This window comes from Alteromonas sp. McT4-15 (assembly GCF_020515205.1).
In the GTDB taxonomy this organism is placed as follows: domain Bacteria; phylum Pseudomonadota; class Gammaproteobacteria; order Enterobacterales; family Alteromonadaceae; genus Alteromonas.
Window position 1 is genome coordinate 33732 of sequence record NZ_JAJALG010000031.1, and the last position, 14294, is coordinate 48025.

17 protein-coding genes are annotated in these 14294 nt (G+C 42.9%); 4 read left to right on the forward strand and 13 right to left on the reverse strand.

Going from position 1 to position 14294, the window contains the following annotated elements; all coding sequences use genetic code 11:
• Positions 1-8: 8 nt before the first annotated feature.
• Positions 9-3509, reverse strand: coding sequence for a chromosome segregation protein SMC (gene smc, locus LHL20_RS16910; RefSeq protein WP_226434137.1), 3501 nt, complete (start codon positions 3507-3509; stop codon positions 9-11).
• 213 nt (positions 3510-3722) lie between these two features.
• Here smc and cysZ point away from each other — a divergent pair, with 213 nt between their 5' ends.
• On the forward strand, positions 3723-4466 hold the full coding sequence (gene cysZ / locus LHL20_RS16915) for a sulfate transporter CysZ (RefSeq protein ID WP_226434138.1): 744 nt from the start codon (positions 3723-3725) through the stop codon (positions 4464-4466).
• A gap of 77 nt (positions 4467-4543) precedes the next feature.
• Here cysZ and LHL20_RS16920 read toward each other — a convergent pair whose 3' ends face one another.
• Together LHL20_RS16920 and nlpI are read right to left on the reverse strand one after the other, a co-directional pair.
• Entirely contained in the window at positions 4544-6127 is a 1584-nt protein-coding gene (locus LHL20_RS16920) for a sel1 repeat family protein (protein ID WP_226434139.1), read from the reverse strand.
• Between the two features lie 12 nt (positions 6128-6139).
• Positions 6140-7042: a lipoprotein NlpI gene (nlpI, locus tag LHL20_RS16925; RefSeq protein ID WP_226434140.1), complete on the reverse strand. Its 903-nt coding sequence runs from the start codon at positions 7040-7042 to the stop codon at positions 6140-6142.
• 134 nt (positions 7043-7176) lie between these two features.
• Between nlpI and cdd the strand changes: the two genes are divergently transcribed.
• From cdd to LHL20_RS16940, 3 genes are all read left to right on the forward strand, one after another.
• Positions 7177-7584, forward strand: a complete 408-nt coding sequence (cdd, locus tag LHL20_RS16930) for a cytidine deaminase (RefSeq protein ID WP_159624278.1) — start codon at positions 7177-7179, stop codon at positions 7582-7584.
• 78 nt (positions 7585-7662) lie between these two features.
• Positions 7663-8055 carry a glycosyltransferase family 25 protein gene (locus tag LHL20_RS16935; protein WP_226434141.1) on the forward strand — a complete coding sequence of 131 codons (393 nt, stop codon included), beginning with the start codon at positions 7663-7665 and terminating at the stop codon, positions 8053-8055.
• Between the two features lie 72 nt (positions 8056-8127).
• Positions 8128-8445, forward strand: a complete 318-nt coding sequence (locus LHL20_RS16940) for a hypothetical protein (protein WP_226434142.1) — start codon at positions 8128-8130, stop codon at positions 8443-8445.
• A 54-nt stretch (positions 8446-8499) separates the two neighbouring features.
• Here the strand turns inward: LHL20_RS16940 and LHL20_RS16945 are convergent, their stop codons facing one another.
• The 10 genes from LHL20_RS16945 to LHL20_RS16985 form a co-directional block, all read right to left on the reverse strand.
• Positions 8500-9123 (reverse strand): hypothetical protein, encoded by a 624-nt coding sequence (locus tag LHL20_RS16945; protein ID WP_226434143.1) that lies wholly within the window; start codon positions 9121-9123, stop codon positions 8500-8502.
• Between the two features lies 1 nt (position 9124).
• Complete coding sequence (locus tag LHL20_RS16950) at positions 9125-9766, reverse strand: RNA polymerase sigma factor (RefSeq protein WP_226434144.1); 642 nt, start codon at positions 9764-9766, stop codon at positions 9125-9127.
• A gap of 10 nt (positions 9767-9776) precedes the next feature.
• Positions 9777-10319, reverse strand: a complete 543-nt coding sequence (locus LHL20_RS16955) for an energy transducer TonB (RefSeq protein WP_226434145.1) — start codon at positions 10317-10319, stop codon at positions 9777-9779.
• A 202-nt stretch (positions 10320-10521) separates the two neighbouring features.
• Positions 10522-10644: a hypothetical protein gene (locus LHL20_RS21105; RefSeq protein ID WP_264180978.1), complete on the reverse strand. Its 123-nt coding sequence runs from the start codon at positions 10642-10644 to the stop codon at positions 10522-10524.
• Positions 10645-10780: 136 nt separating this feature from the next.
• On the reverse strand, positions 10781-11344 hold the full coding sequence (locus LHL20_RS16960; protein ID WP_226434146.1) for a hypothetical protein: 564 nt from the start codon (positions 11342-11344) through the stop codon (positions 10781-10783).
• Positions 11345-11554: a GNAT family N-acetyltransferase gene (locus tag LHL20_RS16965; protein ID WP_226434151.1), complete on the reverse strand. Its 210-nt coding sequence runs from the start codon at positions 11552-11554 to the stop codon at positions 11345-11347.
• A 21-nt stretch (positions 11555-11575) separates the two neighbouring features.
• A complete protein-coding gene (locus LHL20_RS16970; RefSeq protein WP_226434147.1) occupies positions 11576-11773 on the reverse strand; it encodes a hypothetical protein in 198 nt (65 codons plus the stop codon).
• Positions 11774-11823: 50 nt separating this feature from the next.
• Positions 11824-12855 carry a DUF2157 domain-containing protein gene (locus LHL20_RS16975; protein WP_226434148.1) on the reverse strand — a complete coding sequence of 344 codons (1032 nt, stop codon included), beginning with the start codon at positions 12853-12855 and terminating at the stop codon, positions 11824-11826.
• 50 nt (positions 12856-12905) lie between these two features.
• On the reverse strand, positions 12906-13157 hold the full coding sequence (locus LHL20_RS16980) for a hypothetical protein (RefSeq protein ID WP_226434149.1): 252 nt from the start codon (positions 13155-13157) through the stop codon (positions 12906-12908).
• 135 nt (positions 13158-13292) lie between these two features.
• Complete coding sequence (locus LHL20_RS16985) at positions 13293-13676, reverse strand: hypothetical protein (protein ID WP_226434150.1); 384 nt, start codon at positions 13674-13676, stop codon at positions 13293-13295.
• Between the last annotated feature and the right edge of the window lie 618 nt (positions 13677-14294).

Sequence of the window (14294 nt, forward strand, 5' to 3'; positions counted from 1 at the left end):
GCCCTTTGTTATGCTTCTGCGAAGGCTACAGCCTCGTCGACATCTACCGCGACCATGCGCGAAACGCCTGGTTCCGCCATTGTGACACCGGTAAGATGGCTTGCCATCTCCATCGCTATTTTATTGTGGGTGATATAAATAAACTGCACTGTTTGTGACATTTCTGACACCAAGTTACAAAAGCGCCCTACATTTGCATCATCCAATGGTGCATCTACTTCATCCAACAGACAAAATGGCGCTGGATTTAATCTAAAAATAGCAAATACCAATGATAAAGCGGTTAATGCTTTTTCTCCACCGCTTAAAAGGTGAATAGTGCTATTTTTCTTACCAGGTGGTCTTGCCATGATGGTAACACCTGTTTCTAACAAGTCATCATCGGTTAACGCTAAATACGCAGAGCCACCACCAAATACTTTTGGAAACAATGCTTTTAGGTCTTCATTCACCTGTTCAAATGTACTTGAAAACCGCGTGCGCGTTTCTTTATCTATTTTGCGTATAGCCGATTGAAGCGTTTCAAGTGCCACAGTTAAATCGTTGTGTTGCGTATCAAGATGAGACTTGCGCTCTGATTGCGTTTCAAACTCTTCCACTGCAGCTAGGTTTACTGCACCTAAACGTTGCAAACTTGACTGTGTCTTTTCTAAATCTTCTTGCCACTGTTTCTCTTCTGCATGTTCGGGCAGTGTTTCTAAAATTGACTTAAGCGACTGTTGCGTTTCATCTAGCTGCTCTAAAATGGTATTCGCTCTAACGCGGTAACCTTCAATATCAATATTGAGTTTGTCGATATTGGTTTGTCTTGCTTGTATATCTTTACCTAATGATTGATGGCCTTTCTCTGCCTCTCTAAGCCATTGCTCAATATCTTCAAGCACAATTTGCTGCTCGCTTTTACGTTGTTCAAGCTCAGCTTTAGCTTCTAGCATTGCTTGCAACTCAGCATCCTGCATTTCTTGCGGTGAAGTTATTTGTGCAAGTTCTTGTGTAAGACGAATCTTGGCATTGGCGTATTCTTCCCGCTGCTGCTTGTTACGCGTAACCTGTTGACCATAAAGATTCTGATGGTTTTCTAATTGTTGCTTTTTAAGTGCAAGCTCATGATTTTTAGTGGTTAATGATTCTACCAAAGCACGTAATTCAACGACTTGCCGCTCTTTGTATTCGCGCTTATCATTGACTTCGTCAATGTGTACTTCGTGCTCTAATATTTGCGCTTCCTGAAACTCCAGCTTTTCTGAAAGTTGTGCGAGTTGCGTTTCTTCTTTGGCTAATAGTGCATTTTGCTTTTCGAGTTCCTCATCAATTTTATGCGCTCTTTGAGATTGCTGTTGTCGCTGCATCTGTAAAAGCGAAAGCTTGTTGCGAAGTTGATCGCGCCCGTTCTCAGCATTACTAAGTGTACGTAGAACAGCCCCTCTTTGCTCTTCACATTGCTTAAGCGCAGCTTTTGCACTATCAAGCTGTTGTTCAATGTCTTCTTTTTGCGTTTCTAACTCTGCTAATTCAGACTCAAGCAAGGCAATTTTATTGCTACGCTGAAGTACACCGTCATTTAGTGCACCCGGTCTTACTACCCACTGTGTGCTTGCCCAAAGCCCGGTAAGCGAAATCGCACTTTTACATGTTGGCGCGCCGGAAATACTTGTACTTTCAAGTCCTCCTTCGATGACTTGAGCAAGTGCTTCATCATTTTCACAAAGGGCAATTTCATCAAAAAATGCAGGGACAGACGCATTATGTTCTAGTAGCGCATGCGCAAGGGTTTCTGGCTGTGCTTCAGTGATAAAAGCGCTTTGCGCATAAACACGACTTCCACTTGGCAAAGCAGTTAAATGCGAAAGCAAATCACCTGCCGAATGAACCGCACTCACATAAGGTTGATGTAAATGTGTAAGAATTGCTTCAACACAAGGTGCGAGATGCGACGGTGAATTAATACTTTGCCATAGCCTTTCTACATTATCTAAGCGCACATCGTCTTGTTGTGCTGCATCAAGTTGCAGAGTTTTTAAGGCCTTAATGGTGGATTGAGCGGTCTGATATTCACCCTGTGTGGCCAATGCGTTTTTCTCAAGCGATTTAACCAGTTCGGTCTGTAACGCAAGGGAATCTGTTTTCTTACTGACGGCCTCTTGTTGGGCCAAAACCTGCAACTCAGCTTCATTGAACTGTTCTTCGAGAAGCTCAATGTCGCCTTCGATATCTTCTTCATTTAGCTGATTGCGCTCTTCTTGTAACTCACCTATTCGCTGAGATGTACGTAGCTGCATGCTCATGGTTGATTGAATTTGGCTATGGCATTGTTGCACGTTACTTTTTAGCTGATGATACGCCTGCTCTTGGTCGCGGGCTTGGCTGTTAAACTCTCGAAGTTCTTGCTCTGCATCCTCAAACCGCTCTCTTGCATGCTCAAGTTCAGCAGTTTTTAATTCCAGTTCCGGCTCAATATTGTCTAACTCAGCACGCGATACCGCTAACGCCTCTGTCGCTTCTTTAAGAGAGTCATTAAGTAGTTGCTGCTGTTCATCAACTCTTGCTAGTTCTTGTTCAATCTGGCTTTTGCGTTGCTTTGCATGCAGTGCATTTTGCTCTAAGCGAGTGATTGCGGTACCAGTATTGAACAACTGTTGTTGCAGATCATCGATGGCTTGCTTAGTTTCAACTTGCTTGGTTTTATATTGTTCTAATCCAGCTTCATCACCCTGTAAGCGGGCTACTAACCCATCGACTTCTAACTGAAGAGCGCTTTGCTGCTTTTGTAGCGCCTCTATATGTTCGCTGTTTTTCAAAAAACGAATAGCCGCTAATTGTCCCTTAAGCTCTCTGGCCTGAGCGCGTAGCGTTTTATACCGAGTTGCTGCTGCTGCTTGACGCTGAAGTTTCTCTAATTGTTTACCAAGTTCATCGCGAACATCGTTTAAACGCTCTAAGTTGTCATGGGTATGCTTTATGCGATTCTCAGTCTCGCGACGCCGTTCTTTATACTTTGAAATACCCGCCGCTTCTTCAATGAACACGCGTAATTCTTGCGGTTTAGACTCTATAAGTCGCGATATCATGCCTTGTTCTATGATGGCATAAGAACGAGGGCCAAGGCCCGTACCTAAAAACAAATCTGTCACATCACGACGACGACATTTTGTGCCATTTAGGAAATAAGTAGATTGCGCGTCGCGTGTAACAAGACGCTTCACCGACAACTCACTATAGTTGGCAAACTCACCAGCTATTCGCCCCGCGCTATTATCAAATACCAACTCCACACTGCACTGTCCAACCGGTTTGCGAGAAGATGAGCCATTAAAAATAACGTCTGTCATAGCATCGCCGCGCAAATTCTTTGCAGAACTCTCACCAAGTACCCAACGCACAGCGTCGATCACATTGGACTTGCCACAGCCATTTGGGCCGACAATAGCGGTCATTTCACCAGGAAAAGGAATTGAAGTTGGCTCGACGAAGGATTTGAAGCCAGCCAATTTGATCTTTTTAAGTCGCACAAACCCGCCTTAACAAATAAGCGTTTGCTTCTCTGCGTGTTCGGTAACGAATTGAAAATGATACAATCACGGGGGTTAATCTTTTGTTATTATGCGTTTGACTGTACCAAATCTAACAGCTTGTAACAATTACCATTTCAGTGTCTGACGCAGTCAACGTAAAATGGGATAAAAAGCACCCAATAACTAACCAATTCTTTGTAGGGAGAGCACATGAGTCAAGGTGGTGTACATTATTTTTTCGAAGGCTTTTCATTGATTAAGACAAAAGGCCTGAAGCGTTTTGTTTTTGTGCCGCTTGCCATCAATCTGATCCTGTTTTCGTTAGCGTTTTATTTTCTGTTTGGTCAAATTGAATTAGCTATCGCCTACGTGATAGATCTTGTGCCTGAATGGTTGGGTTGGGTAAAAACCGCCATCAGTTTCTTTCTCTGGCCCCTTGCTGTCATCAGTGTGTTACTCATTTTCGCGCTGATATTCGGCACGCTAGCCAATTGGATAGCAGCCCCATTCAATGGTGTGCTTTCAGAAAAAGTCGAGCGGCACCTTACAGGCCAAGATTTAGGTGACGAGGGAGTGATGGCGCTGGTGAAAGATATTCCCAGAACCATTGGCAGAGAGCTCACCAAACTCGTTTGGTATTTGCCTCGGGCAATTGGCTTTTTACTGTTATTTTTCTTTTTGCCTGTTATCGGCCAGATACTGTGGTTTCTTTTTAACGCATGGATGATGGCAATACAATACTGCGATTACCCCTATGACAATCATAAGGTTGATTTCACTAAAATGCGCTTACACCTTGGCCAGCACAAAGGTAAGGCGATGACATTTGGGATGATGGTAAATGTTTTTTCACTTATCCCGGTGGTGAATTTCATTGTGATGCCGGTCGCCATATGCGGCGCAACGGCGATATGGGTAAACGAATTAAAACCAACATTACATCAGCAGCGCTAACTTTTGGTGCTTTCTGTAAAAGCATTTAGTACTGCACACTTAATGTAGAAGACCTTGTTCAACAGCCTCAAGCGGACTCAATCAGCATCTGCCGTCTCATCGCCCGCTTGGCTACCATTTACGTATGCTTCATACTCTGAAAGCCAATGCGCCGCTTCCACTTGATTGCCACTTTTGTGGAAAGCTTGAAAGAAGTTCATCGAGATGGGACGCTGCACATTTTGCTTATTGAGTTGTTGCTCCCAAAGCACAATGTATAGCGGTGGTATTACTCCACTGTCGTGGTGCTCCATAAACGTAATACGTCGGCTAGGCTTGTAAGCTTGTTTACCACTTGCTAGACATGTTTTGGCTGGTGCTATGATAGTAGCAGGATCGATCTCAAGCCAATTAGCCACGGTGTTGTGCGGTGCATACCAATACTCGCTATCAACAACGACATTTGGCGGCGCAAAATCCTCAATCTGACGTGCGTCACACAAACGACTAGCCATGCGTCTACCCATTGGATATTCATCAGCAAAGCCAGCAAAATGCGCTAACTCATGAACAAAAACCGAGTAAGCATCACTAATATCAAGATACATAACACCATTTTGCACATTGGCTTTACCTTGCTCTGCAAAAACCACAGCGTGACTGAATTCTCGCGTTTTCGCCATGGTTGCCAAAGGCGTAATATCACAACCTAATACACCACTGCTTTTATAGTTTTTGTCGCAATCGAGTACGTTTTGCGCTAACCAGATAGGCGGTGCCACGCACAACGATAAGTTATCTAGCCTGTTGTCTTTCGTGAAATCTGCATATATCGAGTCTGCGCGAATAATAGTGGCTAAACTCGTCGCAAACGGCTGAATTCGCTGTAAGCAAGCCTTAGAACTGGCGCTTGCTCGCTGCCAAGAATATCGGGTTGCTTCATCTGTAGATATGGGTTTGTAGTTTTCTATTACATGCACGGCTCGTTTAGCTTGTGCATGACCAAGTGTTGCGGCTCGCGTTATATGCACTTTAGCTTCGGCGTATGCGCCTTCACCCCACAACAAGCGACCGTATTTAAACGCGCTTTGCATATCGAGTGTTGCGGTAGCTTCAAGTAACGGTTTAGCTAGCTCTTGCTGACCGTGCAGTAAATACCAGTCGGCCAGTGCCGCCTGTGCAGGGACATAGCCTTGCGACGCTGCACGCACCAACCATTTTTCACGCTTTACGGGTGATTCGCTCGACATTGCGAACGCGAGCTGCGCTTCCGCTACGTCACCAATCGCCGCCAGGCGCATAAAACGCTCCGACGCACCTTCTTCACCTAAAATCTGATACAACAACCACGCCGCATCGGCATTTTCAATTTTTACTAGCTTTTCAAGCCAATATGTCGCGGTATCTTTTTCTACCGTGCCGTTTGAGAAATCGCTTTCGAATGCGTTGTTGAATAAATTAAGGAAGGCTTGTTGGGCGTTTTCATTTCCCTGATTAGATGCATCCCACAATAGTGATAAGGCGGCATTGACATGACCAGCGCTATGTTTGAGTGTGCTGCTTTCAATAGCATCATGGGGCTCAAAAACACTTAAGCCATTAGAAACTAATTGCGGGGCATAGCGACCGCTATCCCCCGCAACAATGAGCAGTGCTAAAACTGCCAATACTAAACCACGCATAAGACTTAAAGCTTACTCGTCGTCGCTAGACACGTCTTTTGCTTGCTCACGAAGACGATTAAGCTCTAATCTAGCATAGCGATGTTCAACATAGTCATACACGTTAGTGCTAAGGGCCAATTTGAAGTAGTTAGACGCGATCCCTCTGTTACCCATTTGAGAATGATATTTGCCCAAATAGAAATAGGCTTCGCACAACCTGTCTGTTAGCCCTTTTTGACTTCTGACCCCATCAAGCAGCGAGTTTAGTACCGTATTTTCATCAACAGTACCTAAGAACAAATCCACAATACTGGTTGCCCAATGTTCGTTATCAAGAGAAGGACGAACCGTAGCAAGGTATGTCATTCCCATTTCATCTGACATGTCGTGATGCGCAAAGTAAGCCCATAGTGCTCTAAACGGGTCGGTTTCATCTTTGGAAAAAAACGTGTCTAGATCAGAAGTTGCCAGTTCAGAGCGACCGCCGTAATACAACGCAATACCGCGATTTAAAAAGGCGAAGTCGTAATCTGGATTAATCTCTAAAGTAGAGTCAAACGCTTCATACGCCTGAATGAAGTCGTTTTGCTGAATGTAATGTATGCCTATCGAATTATACGCTTCTGCTAAATCGGGCTTAAGATTGATTGCTTGGGTGTAATCGAACTGAGCCAATCCAGAGAGCCCTACACTGTCATACAGCATGCCTCGTTGAAAATGCAGTTCAGCCTTGTCTGTATCTGAAAGCGCCGGGCTCATCAATACCTGATTGTAGCGCGCAATTGCCATTTCTGAACGGGGATTTATGGGTGCTGGTTCAGCTAAAAGCAAGTTCCCCATTTGGGGACGCTCGGCAATTGACGGTGTTTGCGCACAACCGGTCAAAATAGCTACAAATAAGGAAAAAAAGATGAGACTAACGTTTCTGCACATGGTAAAAAATGTATTCTATAGAAAAAGAAAAACCGCCTGACTACAAAGTATACGCGTGTCGCGGCTCGAATGCCGCCAACCTTCTCGCATTTAATGATAAAAGTAAAGCGTAATAGGTGGTTCACAAGGTAGCTATGACAAAAAATAATATTAACACACTTTCTCAACTCGCATTTGAAGCCCAAAAAAATTCCCACTCGCCCTACTCTAACTTTAAAGTTGGCGCAGCGCTTATTACCCCAACGGGCGACGTTTTTTCCGGCTGTAATGTAGAAAGCGCAGCGTTCCCATTAGGTCAGTGTGCCGAAGCAACAGCTATTGGAAATATGGTTAGCAATGGTCACAAACGCATTAGTCACATTGTAATTGCAAGCCCAAATGAAGATTTTTGCTTTCCTTGCGGTGGTTGCCGACAAAAAATAGCAGAATTTGCCCCCGATGAAACGCAAGTAACCATGGTTACTCAAAGTGGTGAAGTTCACGAAACCACCATTGGGGAACTACTGCCCAATGCATTTAGAGCCCATGATTTAGAAAAGTAGTACATCGGCAAAAGCAGCGCAGAACACTTTTCCATGAACGATAACTTTGAGTATTACAATAATAAAAACGGAACTCATATGAGTGAAGCCAATTCACAACCGCTTATTTTTCTTATCAATTTGGATAAATGCACAGAACGTTTAAACAACTGCACAAGTCGATTAAACGAACAAAATCTAACACTTACGCGTCTCTCAGCAGTGTATGGTAATGATCTATCTGAAGCGGAAAAGCAAAAACATTACAGTACATCGTTAAACCATGAGCAGTACCATCACGCACTGTCTGACTGCGAGATAGGCTGCTATTTAAGTCACCGTAAAGCGTGGGAGAAAATTGCGTCGGGCGATGCACCTTATGGCATTGTGTTAGAAGATGACATTAAACTGGTTGGTGACTTAAACCTTGCTATAAACACACTTAGTAATTTACCCATTGACTGGGACGTCATAAAATTATCAGCTTATTAAGATCGTCAACGAAAAGAAGCCTTTAGTTTCAAGGTTAGTCATGAATTTAACCTAGCGGTTCACACTAAGCCAATGACAGGTTGCGCTGCATCTGCTATTACAAAAGAGGCAGCCAAAAAATTGCTGCAGTCATCTGAGTCTTTCGGTAGACCGGTTGACGTTGATATACAGCATTTTTGGGAGACCGGAGTCAATGTATTGTCGCTACTTCCCTATCCGGTAGCACAAGACTTGTCGTATCAAAGCACTATAGCTGATAGAAAGGTAGAAAAATCTGGCCGCTTTTGGCATCGAAAGCGCCAGCAGTTAACAAGTTACTTCTTAAACAAAAAGGCTGTAGCCCAACAAGTCGCGAATTTAAAAAAAGCGCTTAACCAAATACGGTCTTAGCCTAAGAGCAACAAGGTGATATTTGCTATCACCTTGTTATTCCTTTTCTTATCTTTAACACATCAATGACTTAGTTGCCGGGCGAATACCCAGTATTTTGCCTTGAGCGTCAAACGCTAAAGCGACTTGCGTTCCAATTTTTATATCCCCTTCAATACGTTTTAGCGTATTTAATGACGCCAAGAGACCTTCGGAAACAATCACCTGCTCGTCTTTACAATTTATCAGTAACCAATTGCCATCATCAGCATAAAGTGTTGCACCTTGCACGCTTACCTCTTGCGCCAAACTGCGACTGGCATAGTAGTTCTGAGTGTAGGTATTAAACTTAGCGCGATGCTTATCAGTGCGGTATTGCGCTCCCTCTCCCTCAAAGCCATGGTAATTGACAATACTTACCACCAAGTCTCCTGTTCCTTGCGTATCCATGCGCTGTGTTTGCCATTTGCCCACGTTGTAAACGCCAAACATAACGATCAGTGCAAAAGCAACGGCACTAAACTTAAACGCAGACGAGTCAAACAACGCTATAAATTTCTCGATGTTTATGCCCCAATCGCTTTGGGTTTTGTGTAAAGCGTTGTGCTGTAAAATACGCTGTTTCATATCGCTATTTATCGCATGACGCTGCTGACTTTGCTTGTAGGCGTCTTGCAGTTCTTTATCTGACATAGACATATTATGCACGCTCCACTAATGATTTAAGGTTATCACGGGCATAGCGCAGTCGCGTTTTTACCGTTTCCTGTGGCACTCGACAAATTTCACTAATTTGCATTAACGAGAACCCTTCAAGCTGAAGTGAAAGTGCTTCTTTTTGCTTGTACGGTAACTGGCACAACAAACGCCCCAAATCCTCTTCATCATAGTCTCGTTGCTGACTGGAATTATCACAGGTAGCGGTATTGTCTATCGCTTCACTGTCATAAGTCATTTTTGAAGTACGTCTAAACTCGTCAATAAGCGCTCTGCGTCCTATAGTAAACAACCACGCCTGGAAATTATTTGCATGAGTAAAACTGGCTCTTTTCTCGATAACCAATATCCAGGTTCGCTGCGCGATATCTTCAGCAGTTTGTTTATCTGACATTACCATTAAAAAGTAATACAGCTTTGTGCTGTGCAAATCAAACAGTGAGGAGAGCGCCTGATCACTCGCCGTATCGCGATACTGAAGCATAAGACGCTCGCTTAAACCAATTTGATTTTGTTCACTACTACAATCGACATTAACTACGTTATTCGATGCGCTTTTTTCTTTGTTATTAACGCTTCTTATCGAACGTCGAAAAATACCCTGTAAGCTTGCGCCTATACTCATAGGCTATTCCTTATTGTTCTAGCTTGAAATCTAATACTACAACCATGTTAGTTTGAGCAACAGGCTTGCCATCCACTATTTGCGGCTTGTACTTCCACTTTTTCAATGCTCTGCGAGCTGCTCGGTTGAACACATTCGAAGGCTTTGAATCAATAATGCTAATGTCAGTCACTGACCCACTAGCAGTAACACTGAACCCTAGTTTAACCCACCCTTCTATGCCGTCTCTGCTTGCTTCCACTGGATATGTTGGGTCTACTCTAAATTGTGGCGTTGCTTGCATATCGCCTTGGGTTGAGTTCAGATTAATCTCTACATTTAATTCGTTTGAAGGTACGGTTGTATTAAACGTGTATTCATTTCCCGTACTATTATTGTTCGGCTCTAGCGGCTCAATCTTTGTCGGCGGCGTTTTAATCACCTTTTCAATTGGCTTTATCTTGGGCCTTACAATGGTTTTCTCTTCTTCACCTTGGTAAATAATTGGGTCTATTGTAACTACTGGCGTGCTAGTAACCTGAACTTGGTCCTGCTTTATCAGTTCTGCCATCATAACAAACAAACTTGAAGTTACTATGGCACCAGCCCCCAGCAACAAGGTGGCCTTCCCTGCTTTTTTTTACTGGTGTTAACCACTGCGATGACGATTGGCTGTGAAGTAGCGGGTTTGTAATTGATATGGTTTGCATGTTTTTTCTCCCGTTTTTCTACTAAACGAGGGAAAAATACAAAAGGGGTGAAATAAAATGAAAATTTTATTTTTTGTCGCGCGCGCTGTCTTGTCGCTTATTCATTTTGGCTGCGGCCATGAAACCCACGATAAAAATAACGAAAATCACCACGCCGACCCACATCAAAACATTAAATAAGAAATTCATATCAAGTCCTTTACGTTGCGTTGCACATATATACATCCATAGCACTATGATTTATACCATCGAGATACTTAAAACCGATCACTTAGGTACAACTTACCGCAACTTCTTGTTCTACTTCATTTATGTGCTTAACCATCTACAATGAACTTATCTCTGCCAAATGATGGTTAATAAGCCTTTTTAACCAATCGTAGCCTTGCTGATTGAAATTTACTGATAGCTTGTTCATAAAACCGTGAAGATAGGCGGTGTGAATAAGCGTTATATTTGGCTTGCCTTTAAGTTCATTCATTACCGTGTTACCGTTGAAGTGTTTCTCCTGTTTGGGAAACACTAAATACGTTGGCACCACTGGCGTTACCCACAAATGATGCCTTATTTGCGAACTATACACACCGTAAACACAAACAACATGTTGCCCGAAACTAGCAGACGCCAACCACGCAGCTGATGCTCCAGCGCTAAAACCAATTACGACGACGGGGTCTGAGAGATTGTTCACGAAAGAACTAACTAGTACCTGATAGCTATCAAGAGACACGTGTTGAGTAAAATGGTCGTACGCCTCTGATTCACTCACAAACTGCATGTTAATGCCGTCATAAGGGTCGATAATAAACACATTGCCATCAAGTGATGCCGCCAGTACTTCAAGCGCAGGCGTTTTCCCAAAAATATCACTAACAATTACAATATCCATCTATATCATCAATTCTTTGCGTAAGTGATATTCAAATTCGTCCTCGCCTATTACTTCAAAACCGATGGCAGTATAGAGTCTAAAAGCGGGGTTTTGTTTAAGCACTTTAAGTTCGACCTTGGCTTGCGCGGTTTTTTGTATTAATTGGCTAATTATTTGTCTTCCATAGCCTTTGCCTTGCTGCGTTGGCATAACTTGTATCTGATGTATGTAAAGGCACGAGTCTGTATCTTAAAACTTCACAGCACCAATGACACTCTTGTTATCAAGCACTAAATGGAAACACTCATATTGATAAAGCACGCGCTCTTTGTGCTCATCGACAGATAGCACTAAACCGGCATTAATCATGTGTTCATCCATAGTAGACAGCCGAAGTTCAACCAGGAACGACACATCGTCTTCTTTCGCCTTACGCAGTGTTAACATTTACCGCCCCACATTTTGATGTATATAAAGAAAACACAATCATTCGAACACTATTGTTTGGCATCCAGCAATTCACGTAACGCTGTTGGCATAATTGACCTCGCTTTTCGCGTAATAACAGACTCATGCTTTTGCCACAGAATGCCAAGGTATACGACTAATAGCCCTATCGCGGTAAGTGCAATTGGAAACAACCAGCTGTCCTTAAATACATTTGACGCTAAGTGCCCCAAATAAATACAGCATCCAATACCGCCGAAGATAACAAATACTCGTCGCACTAATAACGCGCCAACACCTATCATTACCATGTTGATAGTGAAATACATGAACTTTGACCATTCACTGTCTGAGTCTTGGCTAGAGAGCCCGCCCCAAAACGCTATAACCCCAAATAGATAAAGCCAGAATGCATAATCAGCTGATGTTCTAGAACGTATATCAGTCCAAAATGCAAGTAGCGTCATTAGCAAGCCCAAATACATAGAGACAAGTGAGCGAAGCTCCCACGTGTAGCCGTTCGGTTCTAACACTGACGTTAAGTCCATTGTGAGATACCACAACGTCACTGCAATTGGCATTACCATGAAGGGGTAACGATAAAACCACGCCAGCACTATACCAACCGCCAATGTTGCAAGTTCTATGTACAACCAATGCCACTTCACATATAAATGATATTGCTTATACACCACCTCCTCTTCAGGCCACACACCCAGCCATTGCTGAATGCCGTAGGTTGCAATGGGTGTAATGCATATGACAAACGTGGCACAAATTCCTGCGGGGATCGGCAAGTTTTTGTTAGCCATTCTATTGGCTAGCATGATACCCACAATTGCATAAATACAAGCAATTAATACGATACCCGCACCGCCAAACTCTTCCCATCCTAATGTCATAAACAACGTCATGGCCCCTATCGCAATGAGCCCACCGAGGTAGTAAAGAATATGAGTGAAACTAAATTTAGGTGTTTGAGAAATGTCGGCTTGAAGAAAGTGGTAAAGAGACTCTGCTTGATGTTGAGAAATTATGCCGCTTGATACCGCTCGTTGCAGACTTGCCTTGGTGACTTCCATGTGTGTTTCCCAGTATTTATATTTTAATTTAGCTTGCCACTTAATGGGTTTCAGGCAACCGTAACCTTTTTATTTATTTTCTTGCCTAAGAAAACACCGTACACAAAGCCCAATACAAGTTCTGGTAGCAAACCCATAAAAAGCAGAATGCCGAAGCCTAGATCGTCAGCAAGTAAGTGTCGTTCATTTGAATTCCAGCCATTGGTATACAACGTTATCTGCGTTATTAACTCAATGCCAATTTCCAAAGACACAACACAGCAGATCACAATAGCTATTAAATAAATTGAAAATTTTTTCATGCGGCCTCACTACTGCGTTAATAGTAAAAAGTGCACTGTAGCTAGGGGTAATTAGCAAGTTGCCTATACTTGTACAAGGCACCGAGTCTACAGCTAATTACCCCGGTGAGTTTGCGAACGAACTAAAACATCTTGTTAGCTGCGCTTTTCGTCTAATTTGGAAACAGCTTCTTTCAAGTGAGCAATTTCAATATCTTCACCGTTATATGCGCTTAAAGCTTTTTCGAAGTACGCTTGTGCTTTAGCTTGGCTACCGGCCTGTTCGTGTAGCAAACCTATTCTTAGGTAAGTAAATGACAAGTTATTTGGGCCTAGACTGGCACTAGAACCATCTGACTCTAGCATTCTTGCTAAGGCTTGAAGTGCGTAAAGCCCACTTTCAGGAGAGCCGTTTAGGTATTGAGTGTGGGCTAATTCAATTTCCTTTTTTAGAAAATCAGAAGATAGCTGGTTGGCCAAAGACACTGTTGAAACAAGACAGCCTATTGTAAGTAGGCTTAACCCGATCATTTTATTCATTTTAATATCCTTATAGTTTGAAATGTGTCGGAACATACTGTCGAGTTAACGCACAAATAAGAGGCTATAACACAAAGGCTTAAATGGGAGCGAAGCGACTGAGCCTACGTGTTATTGTCCCGTTGAGCGCTGCGAACGACTATAGTTTTTTGTTAGATTCTACGGTTTAAAAACAACAAATGCAGCCCGAAGTAAACCAATAAAAACACCATAGCCGAAGAGTATTAGCGAGCGTCTACGACGTTTTGGAAGTAACTCTTTTAAAACCACTGAATTGTCTTTTTTTAAAGATGATCCCCATATTAAAAACGAGTACAAGCAGAGGCTATATGAACTAGATCCGATTTGGACGGTTGCTTTATGCTTAGGCCAGAATAACAAGTACTTTGAATAAGTAATAGAGTCTCCCACCTTGACTTCAAATTTAGTATTAAAACGGTCGTAGGAAAAGCAAACTGAATTTCCACCTACGATATGTCGATGTTGATGAAATCTTTCGAAGCTCATATTCCTTTAACACCTAGACACAATGACTCCCTGTGAAATGCTAGCCTCCGCATTTTCGTGGGTTAGCTGAAAGCCAGTGCCATAATTAGTTTGCTTAAGACTAAATCATTT

Coding starts and splice junctions, on each gene's coding strand:
- LHL20_RS21105 (WP_264180978.1), bottom strand. CDS start 10,644: ATGAATTTCTTATTTAATGTTTTGATGTGGGTCGGCGTGGTGATTTTC.
- LHL20_RS16960 (WP_226434146.1), bottom strand. CDS start 11,344: ATGGATATTGTAATTGTTAGTGATATTTTTGGGAAAACGCCTGCGCTT.
- LHL20_RS16975 (WP_226434148.1), bottom strand. CDS start 12,855: ATGGAAGTCACCAAGGCAAGTCTGCAACGAGCGGTATCAAGCGGCATA.
- LHL20_RS16940 (WP_226434142.1), top strand. CDS start 8,128: ATGACAGGTTGCGCTGCATCTGCTATTACAAAAGAGGCAGCCAAAAAA.
- LHL20_RS16935 (WP_226434141.1), top strand. CDS start 7,663: ATGAGTGAAGCCAATTCACAACCGCTTATTTTTCTTATCAATTTGGAT.
- LHL20_RS16945 (WP_226434143.1), bottom strand. CDS start 9,123: ATGTCTATGTCAGATAAAGAACTGCAAGACGCCTACAAGCAAAGTCAG.
- cdd (WP_159624278.1), top strand. CDS start 7,177: ATGACAAAAAATAATATTAACACACTTTCTCAACTCGCATTTGAAGCC.
- LHL20_RS16985 (WP_226434150.1), bottom strand. CDS start 13,676: ATGAATAAAATGATCGGGTTAAGCCTACTTACAATAGGCTGTCTTGTT.
- LHL20_RS16970 (WP_226434147.1), bottom strand. CDS start 11,773: ATGTTAACACTGCGTAAGGCGAAAGAAGACGATGTGTCGTTCCTGGTT.
- LHL20_RS16920 (WP_226434139.1), bottom strand. CDS start 6,127: ATGCGTGGTTTAGTATTGGCAGTTTTAGCACTGCTCATTGTTGCGGGG.
- nlpI (WP_226434140.1), bottom strand. CDS start 7,042: ATGTGCAGAAACGTTAGTCTCATCTTTTTTTCCTTATTTGTAGCTATT.
- LHL20_RS16955 (WP_226434145.1), bottom strand. CDS start 10,319: ATGATGGCAGAACTGATAAAGCAGGACCAAGTTCAGGTTACTAGCACG.
- LHL20_RS16980 (WP_226434149.1), bottom strand. CDS start 13,157: ATGAAAAAATTTTCAATTTATTTAATAGCTATTGTGATCTGCTGTGTT.
- LHL20_RS16950 (WP_226434144.1), bottom strand. CDS start 9,766: ATGAGTATAGGCGCAAGCTTACAGGGTATTTTTCGACGTTCGATAAGA.
- cysZ (WP_226434138.1), top strand. CDS start 3,723: ATGAGTCAAGGTGGTGTACATTATTTTTTCGAAGGCTTTTCATTGATT.